This window comes from Enterobacter sp. Sphag1F (genome assembly GCF_014193275.1).
GTDB lineage: Bacteria > Pseudomonadota > Gammaproteobacteria > Enterobacterales > Enterobacteriaceae > Pantoea > Pantoea symbiotica.
The window spans coordinates 469,694-491,742 of the sequence record NZ_JACHZD010000004.1; the positions used below are offsets into that span (position 1 = coordinate 469,694).

Annotated in this window: 16 protein-coding genes; 13 read left to right on the plus strand and 3 right to left on the minus strand. The window is 57.7% G+C overall.

From position 1 onward, the window contains the following. The first annotated feature begins 133 nt into the window (after positions 1–133). The 6 genes from FHW71_RS15605 to lplT all read left to right on the plus strand — a co-directional run bounded on the left by FHW71_RS15605 (position 134) and on the right by lplT (position 12,843). Entirely contained in the window at positions 134–1,378 is a 1,245-nt protein-coding gene (locus FHW71_RS15605; RefSeq protein WP_179452234.1) for an MdtA/MuxA family multidrug efflux RND transporter periplasmic adaptor subunit, read from the plus strand. Then, positions 1,375–4,524: an MdtB/MuxB family multidrug efflux RND transporter permease subunit gene (locus tag FHW71_RS15610; RefSeq protein WP_179452235.1), complete on the plus strand. Its 3,150-nt coding sequence runs from the start codon at positions 1,375–1,377 to the stop codon at positions 4,522–4,524. Before FHW71_RS15605 ends, FHW71_RS15610 begins: the two co-directional genes overlap by 4 nt. Next, positions 4,521–7,625 carry an efflux RND transporter permease subunit gene (locus FHW71_RS15615; RefSeq protein WP_179452236.1) on the plus strand — a complete coding sequence of 1,035 codons (3,105 nt, stop codon included), beginning with the start codon at positions 4,521–4,523 and terminating at the stop codon, positions 7,623–7,625. The genes FHW71_RS15610 and FHW71_RS15615 overlap by 4 nt, the downstream gene beginning before the upstream one ends. Then, on the plus strand, positions 7,626–9,029 hold the full coding sequence (locus FHW71_RS15620) for an efflux transporter outer membrane subunit (protein ID WP_179452237.1): 1,404 nt from the start codon (positions 7,626–7,628) through the stop codon (positions 9,027–9,029). Positions 9,030–9,505: 476 nt separating this feature from the next. Beyond that, a complete protein-coding gene (gene aas / locus FHW71_RS15625; RefSeq protein ID WP_179452238.1) occupies positions 9,506–11,656 on the plus strand; it encodes a bifunctional acyl-ACP--phospholipid O-acyltransferase/long-chain-fatty-acid--ACP ligase in 2,151 nt (716 codons plus the stop codon). Continuing rightward, entirely contained in the window at positions 11,653–12,843 is a 1,191-nt protein-coding gene (gene lplT, locus FHW71_RS15630; RefSeq protein ID WP_008109254.1) for a lysophospholipid transporter LplT, read from the plus strand. The genes aas and lplT overlap by 4 nt, the downstream gene beginning before the upstream one ends. Positions 12,844–12,962: 119 nt before the next feature. On the opposite strand, the gene FHW71_RS15635 is transcribed toward lplT, so the two are convergent. From FHW71_RS15635 to mutH, 3 genes are all read right to left on the minus strand, one after another. Continuing rightward, on the minus strand, positions 12,963–14,003 hold the full coding sequence (locus tag FHW71_RS15635; RefSeq protein WP_179452239.1) for an NADP(H)-dependent aldo-keto reductase: 1,041 nt from the start codon (positions 14,001–14,003) through the stop codon (positions 12,963–12,965). A 144-nt stretch (positions 14,004–14,147) separates the two neighbouring features. After that, the gene (locus tag FHW71_RS15640; RefSeq protein ID WP_007890930.1) at positions 14,148–14,366 is read right to left on the minus strand and encodes a YgdI/YgdR family lipoprotein; all 219 of its coding nucleotides are present in this window, start codon (positions 14,364–14,366) and stop codon (positions 14,148–14,150) included. A 104-nt stretch (positions 14,367–14,470) separates the two neighbouring features. After that, positions 14,471–15,157, minus strand: coding sequence for a DNA mismatch repair endonuclease MutH (gene mutH / locus FHW71_RS15645; protein WP_061719894.1), 687 nt, complete (start codon positions 15,155–15,157; stop codon positions 14,471–14,473). Positions 15,158–15,839: 682 nt separating this feature from the next. On the opposite strand from mutH, the gene rppH reads away from it, so the two are divergent. The 7 genes from rppH to FHW71_RS15680 all read left to right on the plus strand — a co-directional run bounded on the left by rppH (position 15,840) and on the right by FHW71_RS15680 (position 22,045). Next, positions 15,840–16,367 (plus strand): RNA pyrophosphohydrolase, encoded by a 528-nt coding sequence (rppH, locus tag FHW71_RS15650; RefSeq protein ID WP_007890933.1) that lies wholly within the window; start codon positions 15,840–15,842, stop codon positions 16,365–16,367. 12 nt (positions 16,368–16,379) lie between these two features. Then, positions 16,380–18,626 (plus strand): phosphoenolpyruvate--protein phosphotransferase, encoded by a 2,247-nt coding sequence (ptsP, locus tag FHW71_RS15655; RefSeq protein WP_008109260.1) that lies wholly within the window; start codon positions 16,380–16,382, stop codon positions 18,624–18,626. A 113-nt stretch (positions 18,627–18,739) separates the two neighbouring features. Then, a complete protein-coding gene (gene lgt / locus FHW71_RS15660) occupies positions 18,740–19,621 on the plus strand; it encodes a prolipoprotein diacylglyceryl transferase (protein WP_008109262.1) in 882 nt (293 codons plus the stop codon). Continuing rightward, complete coding sequence (gene thyA / locus FHW71_RS15665) at positions 19,618–20,412, plus strand: thymidylate synthase (RefSeq protein WP_179452240.1); 795 nt, start codon at positions 19,618–19,620, stop codon at positions 20,410–20,412. Before lgt ends, thyA begins: the two co-directional genes overlap by 4 nt. Positions 20,413–20,625: 213 nt before the next feature. Then, complete coding sequence (locus tag FHW71_RS15670; RefSeq protein WP_179452241.1) at positions 20,626–21,096, plus strand: prepilin-type N-terminal cleavage/methylation domain-containing protein; 471 nt, start codon at positions 20,626–20,628, stop codon at positions 21,094–21,096. Next, on the plus strand, positions 21,087–21,626 hold the full coding sequence (locus FHW71_RS15675) for a prepilin peptidase-dependent protein (protein WP_179452242.1): 540 nt from the start codon (positions 21,087–21,089) through the stop codon (positions 21,624–21,626). Before FHW71_RS15670 ends, FHW71_RS15675 begins: the two co-directional genes overlap by 10 nt. Continuing rightward, complete coding sequence (locus FHW71_RS15680) at positions 21,623–22,045, plus strand: DUF2509 family protein (RefSeq protein WP_179452243.1); 423 nt, start codon at positions 21,623–21,625, stop codon at positions 22,043–22,045. The genes FHW71_RS15675 and FHW71_RS15680 overlap by 4 nt, the downstream gene beginning before the upstream one ends. Positions 22,046–22,049: the final 4 nt, after the last annotated feature.

Sequence of the window (22,049 nt, forward strand, 5' to 3'; positions counted from 1 at the left end):
CGAAACCCTTACGGTTCGCGTATGGAATTCGCGCGGGCATTCAACCGATAATGCGCGCAGTGATGATTTCCCTTTGAAATAATCCCCTGTTTTACCGGGGATTTTCCTTTTTCTTGCTGACTTGAAGATCCTGATGACTCCTAACGCTTCCCGCTCCACGTTCTCTCGCTGGCTGAAATGGCTGCTCCTGTTGGTTGTGCTGTTGATTGTGGCGGGCGTGATCTGGCGCGTGGTCGGCGGGCATGGCGGCATGCCGCCGGGCGGCGAGAAGGGCGGACGCGGCGGTCATCGTGGTGGTGCGGGCGGCCCGCCGGGCATGGCGATGATGATGGGCGGCGCAACGCTGGTACACAGCGGCATCGCCACGACTGCCGATGTGCCGGAATACCTCAACGCGCTCGGCACGGTAATCCCCAACGCCAGCGTTACGGTCACCAGCCGCGTTGCTGGTCAGCTGGAAAAGGTGTTCTTCACCGAAGGGCAGAAAGTCAGCGCTGGACAGCTGCTGGCGCAGATCGATCCGCGCAGCTATCAGGCGACGCTGGCGCAGTATCAGGGCGATCTCAATCAGAACCAGGCGTTGCTGAAAAGCGCGCAATTAACGCTGGTGCGCTATCAAAAACTGGCGGCGCAGGATTCGTTATCGCGCCAGGATCTCGATACGCAAACTGCCACCGTTGGCCAGTACAAAGGCGCGGTCGCCGCCGATGAAGCGCAGATCGCCAGCGCCAAACTGGATATCGATTACGCGCGCATCACCTCGCCGATCAGCGGACGCGTCGGTTTGCGTTTGGTCGATCCCGGTAACATGGTGCAAACCACCGATACCACCGGCATCGTGGTGGTGACGCAGATGCAGCCTGCCGCCGTAACCTTTAGCGTGCCGCAGGGCAACATTCCGCAGTTGACCAAAGCGCTGCACGGCGGACAAAGCCTGCCCGCAACAGCCTACGATCAGGACAACAGCCGCGCGCTGACGCAGGGCGAGGTGAAGTTCATCAGCAACCAGATCGATACCGCCACCGGCACCATCGAGCTGAAAGCCACCTTCCCGAATGAAGACGAGTCGCTGTTTGCCAATCAGTTCGTCAATCTGCGCCTGCAAACCAACATCCTGAAAAATGCCACGGTGATCCCGGCGCAGGCGCTGCAGTTGAGCAGCGACGGCAGCTTCGTGTTTGTCATCAATAAAGACAACACCGTGACGCGCAAAGCGGTCACCACCGGGCCAACGTTTGGTGAAGATCAGCAGGCGATCCTCAAAGGGGTGGAGCCGGGCGATCGTCTGGTGACCGAAGGTATCGATCGCCTGACCAACGGCAGCAAAGTGCAGCTGGCGGATGAGCGCAAAACTACCGCGACCGCCGAGGCCAAATGAATCCGTCTCGCCTGTTTATCCAGCGTCCGGTCGCCACCATTTTGCTGATGGTTGGCGTACTGATCGCCGGGATCTTCTCCTATCGCTTTCTTTCTACTTCGGCGCTGCCGCAGGTGGATTACCCGACCATTCAGGTCACCACGCTCTATCCCGGTGCCAGCCCGGATGTGATGGCGTCGTCCGTCACCTCGCCGCTGGAGCGCCAGCTCGGCCAAATGGCCGGCCTGAGCCAGATGACGTCGACCAGCTCAAGCGGATCGTCGATCGTCACGCTGAAGTTCAGCCTCGATCTGTCGCTGGATGTCGCCGAGCAGGAAGTGCAGGCGGCGATCAACGCTGCCAATAACTTGCTGCCGAGCGATCTGCCCAATCCGCCGACTTACAAAAAGGTTAATCCGGCTGATACGGCGGTGATTACGCTGGCGGTCAGTTCCGACACGCTGCCGCTGACGCAGGTGCAGGATCTGGTGAACACGCGCGTGGCGCTCAAGCTGTCGCAGATTAACGGCGTCGGAATGGTGACGCTGGCGGGCGGCCATCAACCGGCGATTCGCGTGCAGATGGACCCGAAAGCGCTGGCAGCGCACAAGCTGTCGCTGGAGGACGTCAACACGCTGATCAGCAACAGCAACGTGAACGGCTCGAAAGGCGGCTTCGACGGCAAATATCACTCGGTCACCATCGACGCCAACGATCAGCTGCGCACCGCCGATGAGTACGGCAATTTGATCATCACTTATCAAAACGGCGCGGCGCTGCGGCTAAAAGATATCGCGCACATCGAACAAGGGCCGGAGAACAGCTTCCAGTCGGCTTGGGCCAACAACAGCCCGGCGATTGTGATCAGCGTGCAGCGCCAGCCGGGTGCCAACGTGATTCAGGTGGTGGACAGCATCAAAGCGCAGCTGCCGAAGCTGCAGGCCGCGCTGCCGGACGGCGTGAAGATGAGCATCCTGTCGGACCGTACGCAAACCATTCGCGCCTCGATCAGCGACGTGCAGTTTGAGCTGATGCTGTCGGTGGCGCTGGTGGTGATGGTGACGTTCCTGTTCCTGCGCAACGTGGCGGCGACGTTGATTCCCAGCGTGGCGGTACCGCTGTCGCTGATTGGCACCTTCGGCGTGATGTATCTGGCCGACTTCAGCCTGAATAACCTGTCGCTGATGGCGCTGACCATCGCCACCGGCTTCGTCATCGACGATGCGATTGTGGTGGTGGAGAACATTTCACGGCGGCTGGAAGAGGGCGAAACGCCGATGCAGGCGGCGCTGAAAGGCTCGCAGCAGATTGGTTTCACCATTATCTCGCTGACCTTTTCTCTGATTGCGGTGCTGATCCCGCTGCTGTTTATGGGCGACGTGGTTGGGCGGCTGTTCCGCGAATTTGCCATCACGCTGGCGGTGTCGATTCTGGTGTCGATGGTGGTATCGCTAACGCTGACACCAATGCTGTGCGCCTATCTGTTGCAGCACATTCCGCCGGAAAAACAGTCGCGCTTCTCGCGTAAAGGCGGCGAACTGTTCGACAAGCTGGTACGCGGCTACGACCGCATGCTGACGGTGGTGCTGAACCATCAGAAGCTGACGCTGCTGGTGGCGCTGGCGACCTTTGCGCTCACCGCGCTGCTGTATATCGCCATCCCGAAAGGCTTCTTCCCGACCCAGGATACCGGGCTGATTCAGGGCGTCACCGTAGCGTCGCAGGATGTGTCGTTTAGCGAGATGTCGAAACGCCAGCAGGCGCTGGCGAAAGTGATTCTGCAAAATCCGTCGGTGGAGAGTTTGTCCTCAACCATCGGCATTGACGGCAGCAACACCAGCCTGAATAGCGGGCGCATCCAGATCAACCTCAAGCCGTTTGGCGATCGCGATGACAAAGCCGATGTGGTGATCAAACAGCTGCAACAGGCGGCGCAGCAGGTGGCGGGCATTCAGCTCTATCTGCAACCGGCGCAGGATTTAACCGTCAACGATCAGGTGTCGCCGAGCCAGTATCAATTCACGCTGGATGATGCCGACAGCGAAAACCTGGTGAGCTGGACACCGAAGATGGTCGCCGCCTTGCAGCAGCGTCCGGAGTTTAACGGCGTGGTGAGCAACCTGCAGGATCAGGGCCGCGTCGCCTACGTCGAACTCAACCGCGATAAAGCGGCGCGCTACGGCATTACCGCCGCCGACGTCGATACCGCGCTGTACAACAGCTTCGGTCAGCGCCTGGTCTCGACCATCTTTACGCAGGCCAATCAGTATCGCGTGGTGCTGGAAGTGGCGCCGCAGTATCAGCAATCGCCAGCTTCGTTTGATGATGTCTATTTGCCGGTGACCAGTAGCACAACGTCTTCCACGGATGACACCACCACAACCACCACCACCGGCATGGTGAAACTCACGTCCATCGCCACCATTCATCAGCGCACCGGTTCGCTGATGAATATGCGCCTTAATCAGTTCCCGGCGGTGATGGTGTCGTTCAATCTCAACAGCGGTTACTCGCTGGAAGAGGGGCAGAAGGCGATCGCTGAAGTGACGCAGCAGCTCAATCTGCCGTCGAGCATCACATTGCGTTATCAGGGCGAAACCTCGGCGTTCCAGAGCGCCACCGGCAACACCTTGTGGCTGATTCTGGCGGCATTAATCACTATGTACGTGGTGCTCGGCATTCTTTATGAGAGCTTTATCCATCCGGTGACCATTCTCTCGACGCTGCCGTCGGCGGCGGTCGGCGCGCTGTTGACGCTGCTGCTGGCGGGCAGCGAGTTTAGCCTGATCGCGCTGATTGGCGTGATCCTGCTGATCGGTATCGTCAAGAAGAACGCGATTATGATGATCGACTTCGCGCTGGAGGCGGAAAATAAGCAGCACATGAGCGCGCGTGACGCGATTCATCAGGCCTGTTTGCTGCGCTTCCGCCCGATTCTGATGACCACCATGGCGGCGCTGCTGGGTGCGCTGCCGCTGATGCTGGCGTCCGGTTCCGGTGCCGAGTTGCGCCAACCGCTGGGTTTGGTGATTGTCGGCGGTTTGATTGTCAGCCAGGTGCTGACGCTGTTCTCCACGCCGGTGATTTATCTGTGGTTTGATGGCATCGCGCAGCGCGGTAAACGCTACATGCAGCGCAAGCAGCAGCAGGCGCGGGGCGAGCGATGAACTTAACCCGGCTGTTTATCTTCCGCCCGGTTGCCACATTATTGCTGACGCTGGCGATCCTGCTACTGGGCGCGTTGGGCTATCGGCTGCTGCCGGTGGCGCCGCTGCCGCAGGTGGATTTCCCTACCATTATGGTGAGCGCCAGCCTGGCCGGTGCCAGCCCGGAAACCATGGCGTCCACCGTCGCCACGCCGCTGGAACGTTCGCTGGGGCAGATCGCCGGTGTCACCGAGATGACCTCCAGCAGTTCGCAGGGATCGACCAGCGTGATTTTGCAGTTTGATCTCGATCGCGACATCAACGGCGCGGCGCGTGACGTGCAGGCGGCGATCAACGCCGCGCGCAGTTTGCTGCCGAGCGCGATGGAGTCGCTGCCGACCTATCGCAAAGCCAATCCATCGGATGCGCCGATTGTGATGCTGGCGCTGACTTCCGCCACGCGCACGCCGGGCGAACTCTACGATCTGGCCGAAAGCAAAATCGAGCAGGCGATGGGCCAGGTGAAAGGCGTGGGTGAAGTGTCGCTGATGGGCAGCGCCTTACCGGCGGTGCGTATCGATCTGCAGCCGCTGAAGCTGACCCAGTATGGCATTTCGCTGGATACGGTGCGCAGCGCCATCGCCAACAGCACCACCAATAAGCCGAAAGGGATTCTGCAGGGCAGTAGCCAGTCGTGGGTGGTGGACAGCAACGGCCAGCTGGATAAAGCCGCGCAGTACCAGGATCTGATCGTCACGTATAAACAGGGCAAAGCGGTGCGGCTGCACGATGTGGCGACCGTTTATGATTCGGTGGAAGATCAGTATCAGGCCGGTTTCCTCAACGCTATGCCGTCGGTGATGGTGGGCATTAAGCGTCAGGCCGGTGCCAATATGCTCGACACCATTGACGCCATTAAAGCGCAGCTGCCGGCGCTGGAAAAAGATCTGCCTGCCGACACCCAACTCAAAGTGGTGGTGGATCGCTCGCCGACGGTGCGCGCCTCGCTGTACGACACCGAAGAGACGCTGCTGGTGGCGATGCTGCTGGTGATCGGCGTGGTGTTTGTGTTTCTGCGCAACGTGCAGGCGGTGATTATTCCGGCGCTGGCGCTGCCGGTCTCGCTGATTGGCACCTGCGCGGTGATGTATCTGCTAGGTTACAGCCTCGATAATCTGTCGCTGATGGCGCTGATTATCGCCACCGGCTTTGTCGTCGATGACGCGATTGTGGTGCTGGAAAACATCACGCGTCATATCGAAGAAGGGCTCAGTCCGCTGCGTGCGGCGCTGCGTGGCGCGCAGGAAGTGAGTTTTACCGTGCTGTCGATGACCATGTCGCTGATTGCGGTGTTTATCCCGATTCTGCTGATGGGCAGCATTGTCGGACGTTTGTTTCGCGAATTTGCCGTCACGCTGACGGTATCGCTGCTGATCTCGATGTTTGTCTCGCTGAGCCTGACGCCGATGCTGTGCGCGCGTTTACTCAAGCCGAAAGCCAAAGTCACTCAACGCCCGCATCCGCTGTATCAGTTTATCGAAAACCAACTTAACGCCTTGCTGGCGGCTTACTCGCGCGGGTTGGCTTGGGTGATGGCGCACCAAAAGCTAACGATGTTCAGCCTGGTGCTGACCGTGTTGCTTAACCTGTTCCTGTTTTCCGTGGTGCAGAAAGGCTTTTTCCCCAATCAGGATACCGGCCTGCTGATGGGCGCGCTGCGTGCCGACCAGAACATCTCCTTCCAGGCGATGAAGCCGAAAATGCTGCAGTTCACCAAAATCATCCAGTCCGATCCGGCGGTGGAGAGCGTGATGTCGTCGATGGGCAGCGGCATGTTCGGTTCGCGTAACAGCGCCAACTTCTTTGTGCGCCTCAAGGATTTTGACAAGCGCGATGCCACCGCCACCGAAGTCGCCAACCGCCTGAGTATGAAAACCAGCCATATCGCCGGCGCGCAGATGTTCCTGATGGCGGCGCAGGATCTGCATATCGGCGGGCGCAGCGCCAATGCCACTTATCAATACAGCTTGCAGGCCGACGATCTCGATCTGCTGCGCACATGGACGCCAAAAGTGCAGGCGGCGCTGGCGGCGATCCCGCAATTGAATAGCGTCGATTCCGATTCGCAAACCGGCGGTCAGGAAGTGGTGATTAACATCGATCGCGACCGCGCCAAACGGCTTGGTGTGAACGTGCAGATGCTCGACACAATGCTGAATAACGCCTTCAGCCAACGGCAGGTCGCCACGCTCTATCACACGCTTAATCAGTATCATGTGGTGATGTCGCTGCAGGATAGCTACACGCGCGATCCGGCGATTCTTCAGCAGCTGTATGTGATTAACGACAGTGGCGATCGCGTGCCGCTCGCGGCGTTCGCCAGCTTCACAGGCGGTAACGCACCGCTGTCGGTGGCGCATCAGGGCCAATCCGCCACCAGCACCATCGCCTTCAACCTCAATGATGGCGTGTCGCTGGAGCAGGCGCAGGCGCTGATTAAGCAGGCGATGGCGCAGCTCGGTTTACCCTCCACTATTCAGGCCGGTTTTGCTGGCACCGCCGCCGCGTTCGCCCAGCTTACCGCCACTATGCCGTGGCTGATTATCGCGGCGCTGGCGGCGGTGTATATCGTGCTCGGCGTGCTGTATGAGAGTTACATCCATCCGATCACTATTCTCTCAACGTTGCCGTCGGCGGGCGTGGGCGCGCTGCTGTTGCTGCTGCTCACCAATACGCAGCTCACGGTGATCGCACTGATCGGCATCATCCTGCTGATTGGTATCGTGAAAAAGAACGCCATCATGATGATCGACTTTGCGATTCACGCCGAGCGCAGTAAAGGCATGACGCCGCAGCAGGCGATTACCCAAGCCTGTTTAATGCGTTTTAGGCCGATCATGATGACCACGCTGGCGGCGTTCTTCGGCGCGCTGCCGCTGGCGCTGGGCAGCGGCGGCGATGCCGACTTACGTAGCCCGCTCGGGCTGGCGATTGCCGGTGGTTTGGCGCTGAGCCAGCTGCTGACTCTGTTTACTACGCCGGTGGTTTATCTCTGGCTCGATCGTTTGAGCCGCGCCACGCAACGTCAGTGGCTGCGGTTGCGTCATGTGGAATCCCGATAGATGAAAATGTCCCTGAAAATTACGCCGTTGCTCACCGTGATGCTGCTGGCGGGCTGCGCGGTTGGCCCCGATTATCAGCGCCCAACGATGGCGATGCCGACCCATTTCAAAGAAGCCAAAGGCTGGACGCAGGCGACGCCGCAGGATGCAAACAGCAAAGGTGAATGGTGGCTGGTGTATCACGACGCCACGCTGAACAGCCTGCTGAAACAGGTGAGTATCTCCAACCAGAACGTCGCCAGCTATGCCGCGCAGTACCGTGAAGCGCAGGCGCTGGCTGGACAATCACGCGCGGCGTTGTTGCCGTCGGTGGGCTACGACGCCAGCAGCACACGCAGCGGCAGCCGCGCCAGCACGACCGGACAACGCAGCGTCAGCAACAGCCATGCCGCCGATCTCAGCGCCAGTTGGGAGCTGGATTTGTGGGGCAAACTGCGGCGCACGCTGGAGGAGAACAACGCCAGCGCCGAAGCCAGCAAGGCCGAGCTGGCGAATATCACCCTGAGCGCGCAGTCCGAACTGGCGCAGGATTATTTCCAGCTGCGCATCATCGACGAAAAAATCGCGCTCTATCAGCGCAGTATCGCTGCCTATCAGCGCTATCTGACGGTGATTCAAAACAAATACGCGGCGGGCAGCGAATCGCGCGCCACCTTAGCGCAGGCGCAGATGCAGCTGGAGAGCGCCCGCGCCTCAGCGCAGGATTATCAGTGGCAGCGTGCGCAGATGGAGCACGCGATTGCGCTGCTGCTGGGCCGCGCACCGGCGGATTTCTCCTTGCCGGTGGCGAAGCTGGATGCGGCGATGCCCGCGATACCGAACAGCGTGCCGTCACAGCTGTTGCAGCGCCGTCCCGATATCGCCTATGCCGAGCGCAACGTGGCGGCGGCGAATGCGGCGGTTGGCGTGGCGATTGCCGGCTACTATCCCGACCTGACGCTGAGCGCCAGCGGCGGCGTGAGTTCATCGGCGATCAACAGCCTGTTCTCGCTGCCCAATCGCGTCTGGTCTTTGGGACCGGAGCTGAGCGGCACGCTGCTAGATTTCGGTGCCACCTCAGCGAAAGTGGAACAGGCGCGCGCCGCCTATGATGCCAGCGTCGCCAGTTATCGCCAGTCGGTGCTGACGGGCATGGGCGAAGTGGAAGATTATCTGGTGCAGCTGAATACCTTGCAGGGCGAAATCGCCTCGCAGCAGGCGGCAACCGACGCGGCACAGGAATCGGCACGCGTGACGCGCAATCAGTATGATGCCGGGATGATCGACTATCTCGACGTCGCCACCACCGAGAACAGCAGCCTAAGCGCACAGCAGAGTTTGCTGTCGCTGCAGAGCACGCAGTGGGTGAGCAGCGTCGGTCTGATCGCGGCGTTGGGCGGCGGCTGGCAGGTAGATGCGCGGTGAAACCAGGTCGCCATGAATGGCGACCCTACGGGATTTGTAGCGATGGTGAGTCAGGAAAATGCATAGTCGCTGCAGCGCGGGTGTTGAGGCGACATCCCAAACCGCTGAGCGAATGAGAGATTCCAGGGCGAGCCGCATGGATGCGGCGAGAGGTGGCGCTGAGCAGGAGCGAATCGACACCGGTCCGTCAGGAATCGTGAATGAGTGAAGGCACCGCGTAGCGGCGGGTTGGGCTGGCGCAAGGCCCGGGAGTGCAGAGGGCGCGGCCAGGCGTCCTCTGCTCGGTCGCCGCACGAAGGTGCTGCAACTGCCTCAGCACGAGGCGAACGAAAGTCGCTCTGCGCTTAACTGAGCGGCATTACGACATGAATGGCGACCCTACGACCGCAATTGCGTTTAAATCACCGCGCCACTTGTCGAAAATCCCCAGATCCTGCATCGTAAGAGCCATTTTTTACGATTGCTAAGGAGCTGGCATGCTACTCACTTTTTTCCGTTTCCTGTTCCGCCTGCTGTGGCGTGTGGAACTGCGCGGCGACCTCGCGGCACTGCATAAAGAGAAAGTGCTGATCACCCCCAACCATATGTCATTTCTCGATGGCGTATTGGTGGCGCTGTTTCTGCCGATCAAACCGGTGTTCGCGGTCTATTCATCGATCAGCGACCAATGGTTTATGCGTCTGCTGAAGCCGATTATCGACTTCGTTCCGCTCGATCCCACCAAGCCGATGTCGATCAAGCATCTGGTGCGCATGATCAATCAGGGCCGTCCGGTGGTGATCTTCCCGGAAGGTCGCATCACCGTGACCGGATCGCTGATGAAGATCTACAGCGGCGCGGGCTTTGTGGCGGCGAAATCCGGTGCAACCGTGGTGCCGATGCGTATCGAAGGCGCGGAATATACGCCGTTTGGTCGTCTGGCGGGCGTGTTTAAACGCCGCCTGTTCCCACGCATCACCTTGACTGTGCTGCCGCCAACGGTAATCCCGATGCCTGAAGCCAAGCGTGCGCGCGATCGCCGTACGCTGGCGGGCGAACACTTGCACCATGTGATGATGGAAGCCCGCATGGCGGTGCGTCCGCGTGAAACGCTGTTCGAGGCTTTCCTCAATGCGCGTCAGCGCTATGGCGCAATGAAGCCGTGCATCGAAGACATCAACTTCAAGCCGGATAGCTACACCGGTTTGCTGAAAAAAGCGCTCGGCGTCGGCCGCATTCTCGAACGCTACAGCAAGCAAGGTGAATACGTCGGTCTGCTGCTGCCGAACGCCACGGTGACGGCGGCGGCGATTCTGGGTGCCTCGCTGCGCGGCCGCATTCCGGCGATGCTCAACTACACCGCAGGCGTAAATGGCATGCGTGCGGCGTTGACCGCTTCGCAGGTGAAAACCGTCTTTACTTCGCGCCAGTTCCTCGAAAAAGGCAACCTGTGGCACTTGCCGCAGGGACTCAACGAAGTGCAGTGGATCTATCTGGAAGATCTGAAAGATACCGTCACCTTGCAGGATAAATTGTGGATCGTGGCGCATCTGCTGATGCCGCGCCGTGCGCAGGTGGCGCAGCAGCCGGAAGATGCAGCGATGGTGCTGTTCACCTCCGGTTCGGAAGGCAATCCCAAAGGCGTGGTGCATTCACATAAAAGCCTGCTGGCGAACGTTGAGCAGATTCGTACCGTGGCGGATTTCACCCCGCGTGATCGCTTTATGTCGGCGCTGCCGCTGTTCCATGCTTTCGGTTTAACCGTTGGTTTGTTCACGCCGTTGCTGACCGGCGCGCAGGTGTTTCTCTATCCGAGCCCGCTGCATTACCGCATCGTGCCGGAGCTGGTTTACGACCGTAACTGCACCGTGCTGTTTGGTACTTCAACGTTTCTCGGCAACTACGCGCGTTTCGCCAGCCCTTACGATTTTGCGCGTCTGCGCTATGTGGTGGCGGGCGCGGAGAAACTGCAGGAAGCGACACGTCAGATCTACATGGAGAAATACGGCATCCGTATTCTCGAAGGCTACGGTGTGACGGAGTGTGCGCCGGTGGTGGCGATCAACGTGCCGATGGCGGCGAAAAATCACACCGTGGGCCGCATTTTGCCGGGCATGGATTCGCGTCTGATTTCGGTGCCGGGCATTGAGCAGGGCGGTCGCCTGCAGCTGCGCGGTCCGAACGTGATGAACGGTTATCTGCGCGTGGAGAATCCGGGCGTGCTGGAAGTGCCGGTCGCCGATAACGGTGAAGGCGAGATGGAAGCAGGCTGGTACGATACCGGCGATATCGTCAGCTTTGATGAAGGCGGTTTCTGCCAGATTCAGGGCCGTGCAAAACGCTTTGCCAAAATTGCCGGTGAGATGGTGTCGCTGGAGATTGTGGAACAGATTGCGCTGAAAGCCTCCAACGAGAAGCAGCATGCGGCGTCGCTGCGTCCGGATGGTAATCGGGGTGAAGCTTTGGTGCTGTTTACTACCGACAGCGAACTGGGGCGCGATACCTTGTTGAAAGCAGCGCGTGAGATTGGCGCACCAGAACTGGCGGTGCCGCGCGATATCCGCGTGATGAAACAGCTGCCGATGCTGGGCAGCGGCAAACCGGACTATGTCAGCCTCAAGCAGCTGGCGGAAGAGGAGCAGGCATGAGCCAGGCGTTAAATAACGATGCACCGCTAATGTCACGCAACATGCTAGCGGTGATTGTGGCGCAGTTCTTCTCAGCATTTGGCGACAACGCGCTGTTGTTCGTTACGCTGGCGGTGCTGAAAAATCAGTTCTATCCGGACTGGAGCCAGCCAATCCTGCAAATGCTGTTTGTCGCCACTTACATTCTGCTCGCGCCGTTCGTCGGGCAAATGGCGGATAGCTTCGCTAAAGGTCGGGTGATGATGTTCGCCAACAGCCTCAAGCTGCTGGGCGCGCTGACCATTTGCTTCGGCTTCAATCCGTTCCTTGGCTACACGCTAGTGGGGATTGGCGCGGCATCCTATTCGCCGGCCAAGTACGGCATTCTGACCGAAATCACCAGCGGTGAACGCCTGGTAAAAGCCAACGGCTTGATGGAAGGTTCGACCATTGCAGCGATTCTGCTGGGTTCAGTGGCGGGCGGGATGCTGGCGGACTGGAACCTGGTGGCTGCGCTGGTGGTGTGTGCTATGACCTATGCGATGGCGGTGGTGGCGAACATCTTTATTCCGCGCCTGACGGCGGCGCGTCCGGGCCAGAGCTGGCATTTTGCTGCCATGCTGCGCAGTTTCGTCGCGGCCACGAAGCTGCTGTGGCGTAACGGTGAGACGCGTTTCTCACTGCTCGGTACCAGTTTGTTTTGGGGCGCGGGCGTGACGCTGCGTTTCCTGCTGGTGCTGTGGGTGCCGGTGGCGCTGGGCATCAGCGACAACAAAACCCCAACCACGCTGAATGCAATGGTGGCGATTGGCATCGTGATTGGCGCGGCTGCGGCGGCAAAACTGGTGACGCTGCAAACCGTGCGTCGCTGCATGCCTGCCGGTGTGCTGATTGGCGTGATGGTGGTGGTGTTCGCGTTGCAAACCAGCTTGCTGAATGCCTATCTGGTGCTGATGTTGATTGGTGCGCTGGGTGGTTTCTTTGTGGTGCCGCTGAATGCGCTGCTGCAGGAGCGCGGCAAGGAGTCCGTGGGTTCAGGTAACGCGATTGCGGTGCAGAATCTCGGTGAAAATACCGCGATGCTGCTGATGCTGGGATTGTATACCGTGGCGATTAAGCTGGGCGCGCCTGCGGTGGCGACTGGCGTCGGATTCGGTGCGATTTTCGCCGTGGCGATTGCGGTGTTGTGGTGGAAAGGGCGGCGGTAGAAGGTGCGGTGGATTGTACGGTAATTAAAAAGGTCGCCATGAATGGCGACCCTACGGCAGAATATTGTAGGGTGCGCATTTATGCGCACCAGGTCGCCATGAATGGCGACCCTACGGTTTTACGGGGCTGGATAGGTAAACTGGCGATGAATCGCTTCCAGTTCCTCTAACACATCAGCATTCAGCGTCAGATTGAAACTCTCAACGTTTATCTTCAGCTGCTCCAGCGTGGTAGCGCCCAGCAAAGTACTGGCAACAAACGGCTGTTGACGCACATACGCCAGCGCCATCTGCGACGGATCCATATTTTGCTTCTTAGCCAGCTCAACATAGGCAGCAATCGCCTGATTGGACTGATCGCCGCTGTAGCGGGTAAAGCGGCTAAACAGCGTATTGCGCGCACCGGCGGGTTTCGCACCGTTCAGGTATTTACCGCTCAAGGTACCGAATGCCAGGCTGGAATACGCCAGCAGTTCGACGCCTTCATGCTGACTGATCTCCGCTAAACCGACCTCGAAGCTGCGGTTCAGCAGGCTGTACGGATTCTGGATGGTGACGATACGCGGCAGCTCATGCTTTTCAGCCAGCTGCAGGTAACGCATCACGCCCCACGCGGTTTCGTTCGACACGCCAATGTAGCGAATCTTCCCGGCGCGCACCTGTTCCGTCAGCGCTTCCAGCGTTTCCAGCAGCGTCACCGGCACGCTGGAATCGGTGTATTGATAACCCAGCTTGCCGAAATAGTTGGTCTGACGCTGCGGCCAGTGCAGCTGATAAAGATCGAGATAATCGGTGTTCAGGCGTTTCAGGCTGGCATCCAGCGCTTCGCGGATGTTTTTACGATCCAGCGCCTGGTTCGGGCGAATCGACGCATCCGCGCCGCGTACCGGACCGGCCACTTTACTGGCGAGGATGATTTTGTCACGGCTGCCGCGCTTCTTCAGCCAGCTACCAATGTATTGTTCGGTTAATCCCTGGGTTTCCGGGCGCGGCGGCACCGGATACATTTCCGCGGTATCAATCAGGTTAATACCACTGCTAACCGCGTAATCAAGCTGTGCGTGGGCGTCGGCTTCGCTGTTCTGCTCACCAAACGTCATGGTTCCAAGCCCCAGCTGACTCACTTCCAGCGTGCTATGGGGAATACGGTGATAGTGCATTTGCCGGCATCCTTTTTTCATTATGAAAGGGAATGTTGTGTCCTTTGGGACTATAGCGTGTGAAGCGGCGCGGAAGGAAGAGGGGAAAGTTCGGGAAATCGCCTGCACAAAGGGAAAACGCGTGCAGGCAGGGCAATTTGGCACTTAACGCTCAATGATGGTTGAAACCTCATCACCATTGATCTGCATCTGATGGCCTTTCTCATCGGTGTACTGTACCAATCCGGTCTCTTTATCGATGGCAGGTTTGCCATCTGTCATGATCATGCGGCCATCTTTGGTCGCCATGACGTAATCACTGCTACAACCGCTAAGTAACACGGCAACCAACGCTAAACCCACTGCACTCACCAACCCTTTCATTCTTATCTCCTTCTCGCGACTTCAACAGCAAAAGTGTAGTAATAAATGCTTTCGTCGTTAGGAGTAATCGCATCATTCCTAAAATTATCGGCAGCAATATGCATTTACAGTAAAAAATGTCGCGCCAAAAGCGGACCGGTGAAGCTTTTCTTCAGATAAAAGCCGCGCGGCAGCGTCATGATTGGCTCACCGTGTTCGCCGATAGCTTCGGTCAACGCTTTGCTATTGGCGGCTTTAGGACGGATTTGCAACCATGCACCGTGACGTGCGGTGATGCGCTCCACCTGACCGAGCACAATCATATCCATCAACTCTTCCCAGTCTTCGCGCAGCTGTTGCTCCTCTTCTTCACTCGGATGCCACAGCAGCGGCGAACCGACGCGGCGCTCGGCCAAAGGCAAGGTACGATCGCCTTCGATCGGGATCCACAGCACCCGCGCCAGTTTGTGTCGCACATGGCTGGTTTGCCAGGTCACGCCACTATTGCCGGTTAATGGCGCGACGCATACGAAGGTGGTCTCCAGCGGTTTTCCCTGCGCATCCACCGGAATGGTTTTCAGCTCAATGCCGAGATGGGCGAAATCCTGCTCGGCTTTACTGCCGGCGCTGGCGCCCAAATGCAGCTCTAACAGCATGCCAACCCAGCCTTTATCGCGTTTCAAATCTGCTGGAATCGGCAGGTTAATCTGCGCCGCCAGCGCGGCAAAGGTCTGTCCAGCCAGCTGTTGTGCGCGCTGCAGTAATTCCGCTTCGTTTTCAGGTGGCGACGGCAATAACGATGAGGAGTGCATGCTAAAACTCACATTGGTTGAAGAGCGAACAGTAAACGCGGGCCAGGTTTGTCCACATAGCAGTTAGTTGAATAACCGTGATAATAGCATGATTCAGCATGCTTTTTTATTCCAATGGAATGAGGACATCCGATGATATGGCCAGGTTATCCCAGCTTGTTATCGACAATGAACAGGTGTTGAACCTAGTTATCCACAGAAAAGTGGGGTAACACCCCTTTGTCCGTACCCCTGTTTCCATTTACAGCCTTGACTTTCGTGTTTTGAACGCTTTTTTTCCTTTCTTTGACCAGGTTTAGGGCATTCTCTGTGGATAAAAACGTCGGTGATGGATCTTTGACCGATCGAAAAAACCGAGCGGAGGATAACCGTTGATCCTGATAGTGATTTAACGGTTAATAAGTTTTATATCGATGAAAAGTAAAGTATTTATCGCCGTTATCATGCTGAGTGATGAGATTTATCCGAAGTGGTTATTCAACTCATTCCCGTGTTCTGCACAAAGCTATCCACAGAAAACGTGAATAAGATCGCCGATAAATGGGGGCATCTGTTTATAACTTGGCTAATCTCTGTGAATTATCCTGTTTTTATTCCGTCTGCAGCCCGCTATCCAGTGGTTTACCGCCTGTAAGGAGTGTGAAACAATCAGGCTATTCAAATTTAGCTTTGAGGTAGTCCAGTGATCGATGATGATGGCTACCGCCCGAATGTTGGTATCGTAATCTGTAACAGGCAAGGACAAGTGTTGTGGGCCAGGCGCTTTGGACAGCACTCCTGGCAATTTCCTCAGGGAGGCATCAATCCGGGTGAAACTGCTGAACAGGCGATGTATCGCGAACTGTTCGAAGAAGTGGGTTTACACCGCAAAGATGTTCGAATACTTGCTTCAACCCGAAACTGGTTACGCTACAAGTTGCCAAAACGTTTGGTGCGTTGGGACACAAAGCCGGTATGTATCGGCCAGAAACAAAAGTGGTTTCTTCTGCAGTTGATGTGTAGTGACGCGGAAATCAATGTGCAGCACAGCAGCACGCCGGAGTTTGATGGTTGGCGCTGGGTTAGCTTCTGGTATCCGGTACGTCAGGTGGTCTCTTTCAAGCGCGATGTGTATCGCCGCGTAATGAAAGAATTCGCGGGCGTAGTGATGTCTATGCAGGAGAGTGCGGGGCAGCGTAATAATGCCGCCCAACGACGTAAAAGAGGATAGGCCACGCCCTTTATGCTCACTCAGTTACGCGAAATTGTAGAGAAAGTGGCGAGTGCTCCACGTCTGAATGAAGCACTCGACATTCTGGTAAACGAAATTTGCCTTGCGATGGAAACCGAGGTTTGCTCGGTTTATCTCGCCGATCACGATCGTCGTTGCTACTACCTGATGGCGACACGCGGGCTAAAAAAGCCGCGTGGTCGTACGGTCACGCTGGCGTTTGATGAAGGCATTGTTGGCCTTGTTGGACGCTTAGCCGAGCCGATCAACCTCGCCGATGCGCAAAGCCATCCCAGCTTCAAATACATTCCTTCTGTTAAAGAGGAGCGTTATCGCTCCTTCCTCGGCGTGCCGATCATCAGCCGTCGCCAGCTGCTTGGCGTGCTGGTTATCCAGCAGCGCGAACACCGTCAGTTTGATGAAAGCGAAGAGTCTTTCCTCGTCACGCTCGCCACGCAAATGGCGGGCTTGCTGTCGCAGTCGCAGCTCGGTCAACTGTTCGGTCAATTCCGTCAAACGCGGGTAAAAGCCATTGCCGCTGCGCCTGGCGTGGCGGTTGCGCCCGGTTGGGTGGATGAAACCCAGCCGCTGCTCGACCAGGTTTCTGCTGCCTCTACGCTTGACGTGCAGCGTGAACGCGAGCGTCTGGTGCTGGCGATGGGCGAGGCTGGCAACGAATTTCGCCGCTTCAGTAAACGCTTTGCTGCCAGCGTGCAGAAAGAGAGCGCGGCGATCTTCGATCTCTATTCGCACCTGCTCACCGATGCGCGCCTGAAAAAAGATCTGTTTGATGAGATCGAGCGCGGATCGGTAGCGGAGTGGGCGGTTAAAACGGTGATCGAGAAGTTCGCCGAGCAGTTCGCCAACTTGCAGGATCAATATTTACGCGAGCGCGCCGGCGATCTGCGCGTGCTCGGTCAACGTCTGCTGTTCCACCTCGATGATTCACTGGTCGGCACCAATGCCTGGCCGGAACGCTTCGTGTTAGTCGCCGATGAACTCACCGCCACCACGCTGGCTGAATTGCCGCAGGAGCGTCTGGCGGGCGTGGTCGTGCGCGACGGTGCCGCCAACTCGCATGCGGCGATTTTGACGCGCGCAATGGGCATTCCCACCGTGATGGGCGCGGATATCCTGCCGGCGCAGCTCAACAAACGCTTACTGATTGTTGATGGCTATCGCGGCGAAGTGCTGATCGATCCGGAACCGGTGCTGGTGCAGGAGTATCAGCGCTTAATCAGCGAAGAGAACGCGCTGAGCAAAATGGCCGAAGGCGTGGTCGAGCAGCCCGGCGAGCTGAAAAGCGGTGAGCGCATTCAGGTGATGCTGAATGCCGGTCTCAGCCCGGAACACGAGCAGGCGCTGGATAACTGGGTGGATGGCATTGGTCTGTACCGCACCGAAATTCCGTTCATGCTGCACAATGGCTTCCCGTCCGAAGAGGAGCAGGTGGCGCAGTATCAGGGCATGCTGCAGCTGTTCTACGACAAACCGGTGACGCTGCGTACGCTGGATGTCGGCGCGGATAAACAGCTGCCGTATATGCCAATCAGCGAAGAGAATCCGTGCCTTGGCTGGCGTGGCATTCGCTTAACGCTCGATCAGCCTGAAATCTTCCTGGTGCAGGTGCGCGCCATGCTGCGTGCCAACGTGGCGTCTGGCAATCTGAGTATTTTGCTGCCGATGATCAGCCATATCGATGAGATCGATGATGCGCGTCGTCTGATCGATCGCGCTGGCCGTGAAGTGGAAGAGATGCTCGGCTATGTGATTCCTAAGCCGCGCATTGGCATCATGATTGAAGTGCCGTCGATGCTGTTTATGATCCCGCATCTGGCGGATCGCGTGGATTTTGTCTCCGTCGGCACCAACGATTTGACGCAATATTTGCTGGCGGTCGATCGTAACAACACACGCGTGGCGAACCTGTATGATTCGCTGCATCCAGCGATGCTGCGGGCGCTGCACACCATCGCCAGCGAAGCCCGCCAGGCCAAACTGGAGCTCTGCTTGTGTGGTGAAATGGCCGGTGATCCCATGTGTGTCGCGCTGTTAGTGGGCATGGGATATCACCATCTCAGCATGAACGGCAAGAACGTGCCGCGTGTGAAATATCTGCTGCGTCACCTCGACTTTGAAGAGGCGCAGAAGCTCAGCGAGCATGGACTGGCTGCGCATACCGCCTCGGAAGTGCGCCATCTGGTCTCCACCTTTATGGAGCGCCGTGGTTTAGGCGGTTTGATTCGCGGCGGGCGTTAACGGTTACATCTTCGCGACCTGTGTTAAACGTGGCTGTGCTATTATGCGCGGCCTTTTATTATGTGAACCCTTAGCCAGACCCGTTTCAGGGCAGAAAAAAACAGTGGTGAAAGATGACTGACGGCTACATTTCGTTTCCCCAATTCGATCCGGTAATTTTCTCTATCGGACCGGTTTCGCTTCACTGGTACGGCTTGATGTATCTGGTGGGCTTTGTATTTGCCATGTGGCTGGCGACGCGACGCGCCAACAAACCTGGCAGCGGCTGGAAAAAAGAGGAAGTGGAAAACCTGCTGTATGCGGGCTTCCTCGGCGTATTCCTCGGTGGACGTATCGGCTATGTGTTGTTCTACAACCTGCCGCTGTTCCTGGAAAATCCGCTGTATCTGTTTAAGGTCTGGGATGGCGGCATGTCGTTCCACGGCGGCCTGATTGGTGTGATTGTGGTGATGCTGATCTTCGCACGCCGCACCAAGCGCACTTTCTTCCAGGTGGCGGATTTCATTGCACCGCTGATCCCGTTTGGTTTGGGTGCCGGTCGTCTCGGTAACTTTATCAACGGCGAACTGTGGGGCCGCGTGGCACCCGACTTCAAATACGCGATGTTGTTCCCTGGTTCACGCAGCGAAGATATCGCGCTGGCGGCCAATAATCCGCAGTACCAGGAGTTGCTGAACACCTACGGCGTGCTGCCGCGTCATGCATCGCAGCTGTATGAGCTGTGCCTCGAAGGCATCGTGCTGTTCATCATTCTCAACCTGTTTATCCGCAAGCCGCGCCCCATGGGCAGCGTCTCGGGTCTGTTCCTGATTGGCTACGGCGCATTCCGCATCATCGTGGAGTTCTTCCGTCAGCCGGATGCGCAGCTTGGCCTGTTTGAAGGCGGCGTCAGCATGGGACAGATTCTGTCGATCCCGATGATTCTGGCCGGTGTGATTATGATGATCTGGGCGTATCGTCGTCGCCCGCAGCAACAAACTCGTGAGGTAAAATGAAACAGTATCTGGACCTAATGCAACATGTGCTGAATGAAGGCGCAGAAAAGGCCGACCGTACCGGCACCGGCACGCTCTCCATCTTTGGCCACCAGATGCGTTTCAATTTGCAGAACGGTTTTCCGCTGGTCACCACCAAGAAAGTGCACCTGCGCTCGATCATTCATGAGCTGCTGTGGTTCCTGAAAGGTGAAACCAACATTGGTTACCTGAAAGAGAACAAGGTCACCATCTGGGACGAATGGGCAGATGAGAACGGCGATCTTGGCCCGGTGTACGGCAAGCAGTGGCGCAGCTGGGGCAGCGCTTCGGGCGAAGAGATTGATCAAATCAGTAAAGTGATTGAGCAGTTGAAGCGTGACCCGGATTCACGCCGCATCATCGTCTCGGCGTGGAACGTGGGCGAGCTGGATCAAATGGCGCTGGCACCTTGCCACGCCTTCTTCCAGTTCTACGTGGCGAACGGCAAGCTCTCTTGCCAGCTCTATCAGCGTTCGTGCGATATCTTCCTTGGTCTGCCATTCAATATCGCTAGCTACGCGCTGCTGGTGCATATGGTGGCGCAGCAGTGCGACCTCGAAGTCGGTGATTTTGTCTGGACCGGTGGCGACACCCATCTGTACAGCAACCATTTAGAGCAAGCACGCCTGCAGTTGACGCGCGAACCGCGTCCGTTGCCAAAGCTGGTGATCAAGCGTAAACCAGCCTCTATCTTCGATTATCAGTTCGATGATTTTGAGATTGAAGGCTACGATCCGCATCCAGCGATTAAAGCGCCCGTCGCAATCTAACACCACTCTCGTAGGGTCGCCATTCATGGCGACCTCTACTCACCCGCACCTCAATCCTCACTGCATCTCACTCCCCAACCGCACCTCAATCCTGAACCCGCCTCACAAAACGCTGTATCCCACTGCACACCTCAATCGATTCCCTGCGCAACGTTTCCCAACACTGATTTCCCTCGCTTGTTCAACCTCATGTCGCTGGGCACATTACCCGCCATGAACAGAAACGTTAACCACGGCTTCACCTTGCCCGAACTGTTATTGGTGATGGTGATCGCCGGCATACTTAGCGTTGGCGCGCTACATGGCTGGCAGCGCTGGCAGCAGTATCAACAGCTGCGCGACAGCGTACTGCAACTGCAGGGATTTCTGCTGCGTTTGCGCGCCCATGCTAACTGGCACAATCGCGATCTCACGCTGTGGCTACAAAGCGGTGAAAACGGTTGTCTGGGCGCGGGAGCCAAACCGGCAGAAGGCTGCGCATTGCCCTCGCGCTGGTTATTTAAACCACCGCACGACAGTGTGCGCATTGTCGCCATCACCGGTGACGTCGGTTTTTACGGACGGCGTGATGTTGCGCGTCCCGGCAGCATCGATCTCGCCAGCGCGACCGGACGCTGGCGCTTAATCATCTCCGCCAGAGCGCGCATTCGTGCCTGTCAGCCGGGAGAGAAAGGATGCGAATAGCGCAAAGTGGATTTAGCCTGCTGGAGATGCTGATTTCCATGGCGATAGGCGCGGTACTGATGGTCAGCGTTGGGCGGTTTTTACCGCTGCTTTTGGAGCAAAATCTGCGCCTGCAACAGCGCGTGCAGTTGCAGCAGGAGCTGCAGCAGATCGCCAATACGCTGCAAAAAGCGCTGCGCCGTGCCGGCTACTGCCACGGCCAGTGTAGCGGTTCGGCGCTGACACTTGCCGCCAACGGCAGCTGCGTGCTGCTGCGCTGGGATGAGAACAGCAACGGGCGCTGGGAAGGCGTGGGCCACAGCGAAAGTGACTATTACGGCTATCGGCTGCGCAGCGGACAGCTTGAAATGCAGCGTGGCGTGGATGAGTGCAACAGCAGCGGTTGGGAGAAACTCTCCGATCCGGCATTTCTCACTATCGATGCCTTCAAGATTGAACGACAGGGAGCGCGTCTGGTGCTGCAACTGGCGGGACACGCCAACAGCCAAAGCGTAGAGCTGGAAAACTGGATTGAAGGGATCAATCTGTGAAGCAGCGTGGCAATAGCACATTGGGCATGGTGCTGATGATGTTGCTGATGGGCGGATTGACGCTGCACGCCACGCGAACGCAGCTTTCGCAAAGCATGGTACTAGTGGCTGACGAGCAGCAGCACAGTCAGGATTTCTGGCAGGCGCAGGCGGCGTTAGAGTGGGGCAGCGTGCAAAACTGGCCGCAGGCCACCGGCTGGCAATGTCAGCAATGGACAGCAGAGCAGTGGCAAAGCTGCCTGCTACGAATGGAGGATGACAATGCGTTGTTATCGGGACATGGAGAAGGGCGCGGGCTGTGGCTCTATCGTTGGGTATCAATCCCCAACACGCAACCACAGTGGCAAGCGCATGGCTGGATCGATTACTGTCCGCTGTCGCAGCCGGCGCTGTGCCAGCCAGAAGCAGCAGGGCTTTAGCCTC

Excerpts from the sequence above, each read along its gene's own strand:
- FHW71_RS15605 (WP_179452234.1), top strand. The coding sequence starts at position 134 with ATGACTCCTAACGCTTCCCGCTCCACGTTCTCTCGCTGGCTGAAATGG.
- FHW71_RS15610 (WP_179452235.1), top strand. The coding sequence starts at position 1,375 with ATGAATCCGTCTCGCCTGTTTATCCAGCGTCCGGTCGCCACCATTTTG.
- FHW71_RS15615 (WP_179452236.1), top strand. The coding sequence starts at position 4,521 with ATGAACTTAACCCGGCTGTTTATCTTCCGCCCGGTTGCCACATTATTG.
- FHW71_RS15620 (WP_179452237.1), top strand. The coding sequence starts at position 7,626 with ATGAAAATGTCCCTGAAAATTACGCCGTTGCTCACCGTGATGCTGCTG.
- aas (WP_179452238.1), top strand. The coding sequence starts at position 9,506 with ATGCTACTCACTTTTTTCCGTTTCCTGTTCCGCCTGCTGTGGCGTGTG.
- lplT (WP_008109254.1), top strand. The coding sequence starts at position 11,653 with ATGAGCCAGGCGTTAAATAACGATGCACCGCTAATGTCACGCAACATG.
- FHW71_RS15635 (WP_179452239.1), bottom strand. The coding sequence starts at position 14,003 with ATGCACTATCACCGTATTCCCCATAGCACGCTGGAAGTGAGTCAGCTG.
- FHW71_RS15640 (WP_007890930.1), bottom strand. The coding sequence starts at position 14,366 with ATGAAAGGGTTGGTGAGTGCAGTGGGTTTAGCGTTGGTTGCCGTGTTA.
- mutH (WP_061719894.1), bottom strand. The coding sequence starts at position 15,157 with ATGCACTCCTCATCGTTATTGCCGTCGCCACCTGAAAACGAAGCGGAA.
- ptsP (WP_008109260.1), top strand. The coding sequence starts at position 16,380 with ATGCTCACTCAGTTACGCGAAATTGTAGAGAAAGTGGCGAGTGCTCCA.
- lgt (WP_008109262.1), top strand. The coding sequence starts at position 18,740 with ATGACTGACGGCTACATTTCGTTTCCCCAATTCGATCCGGTAATTTTC.
- thyA (WP_179452240.1), top strand. The coding sequence starts at position 19,618 with ATGAAACAGTATCTGGACCTAATGCAACATGTGCTGAATGAAGGCGCA.
- FHW71_RS15670 (WP_179452241.1), top strand. The coding sequence starts at position 20,626 with ATGAACAGAAACGTTAACCACGGCTTCACCTTGCCCGAACTGTTATTG.
- FHW71_RS15675 (WP_179452242.1), top strand. The coding sequence starts at position 21,087 with ATGCGAATAGCGCAAAGTGGATTTAGCCTGCTGGAGATGCTGATTTCC.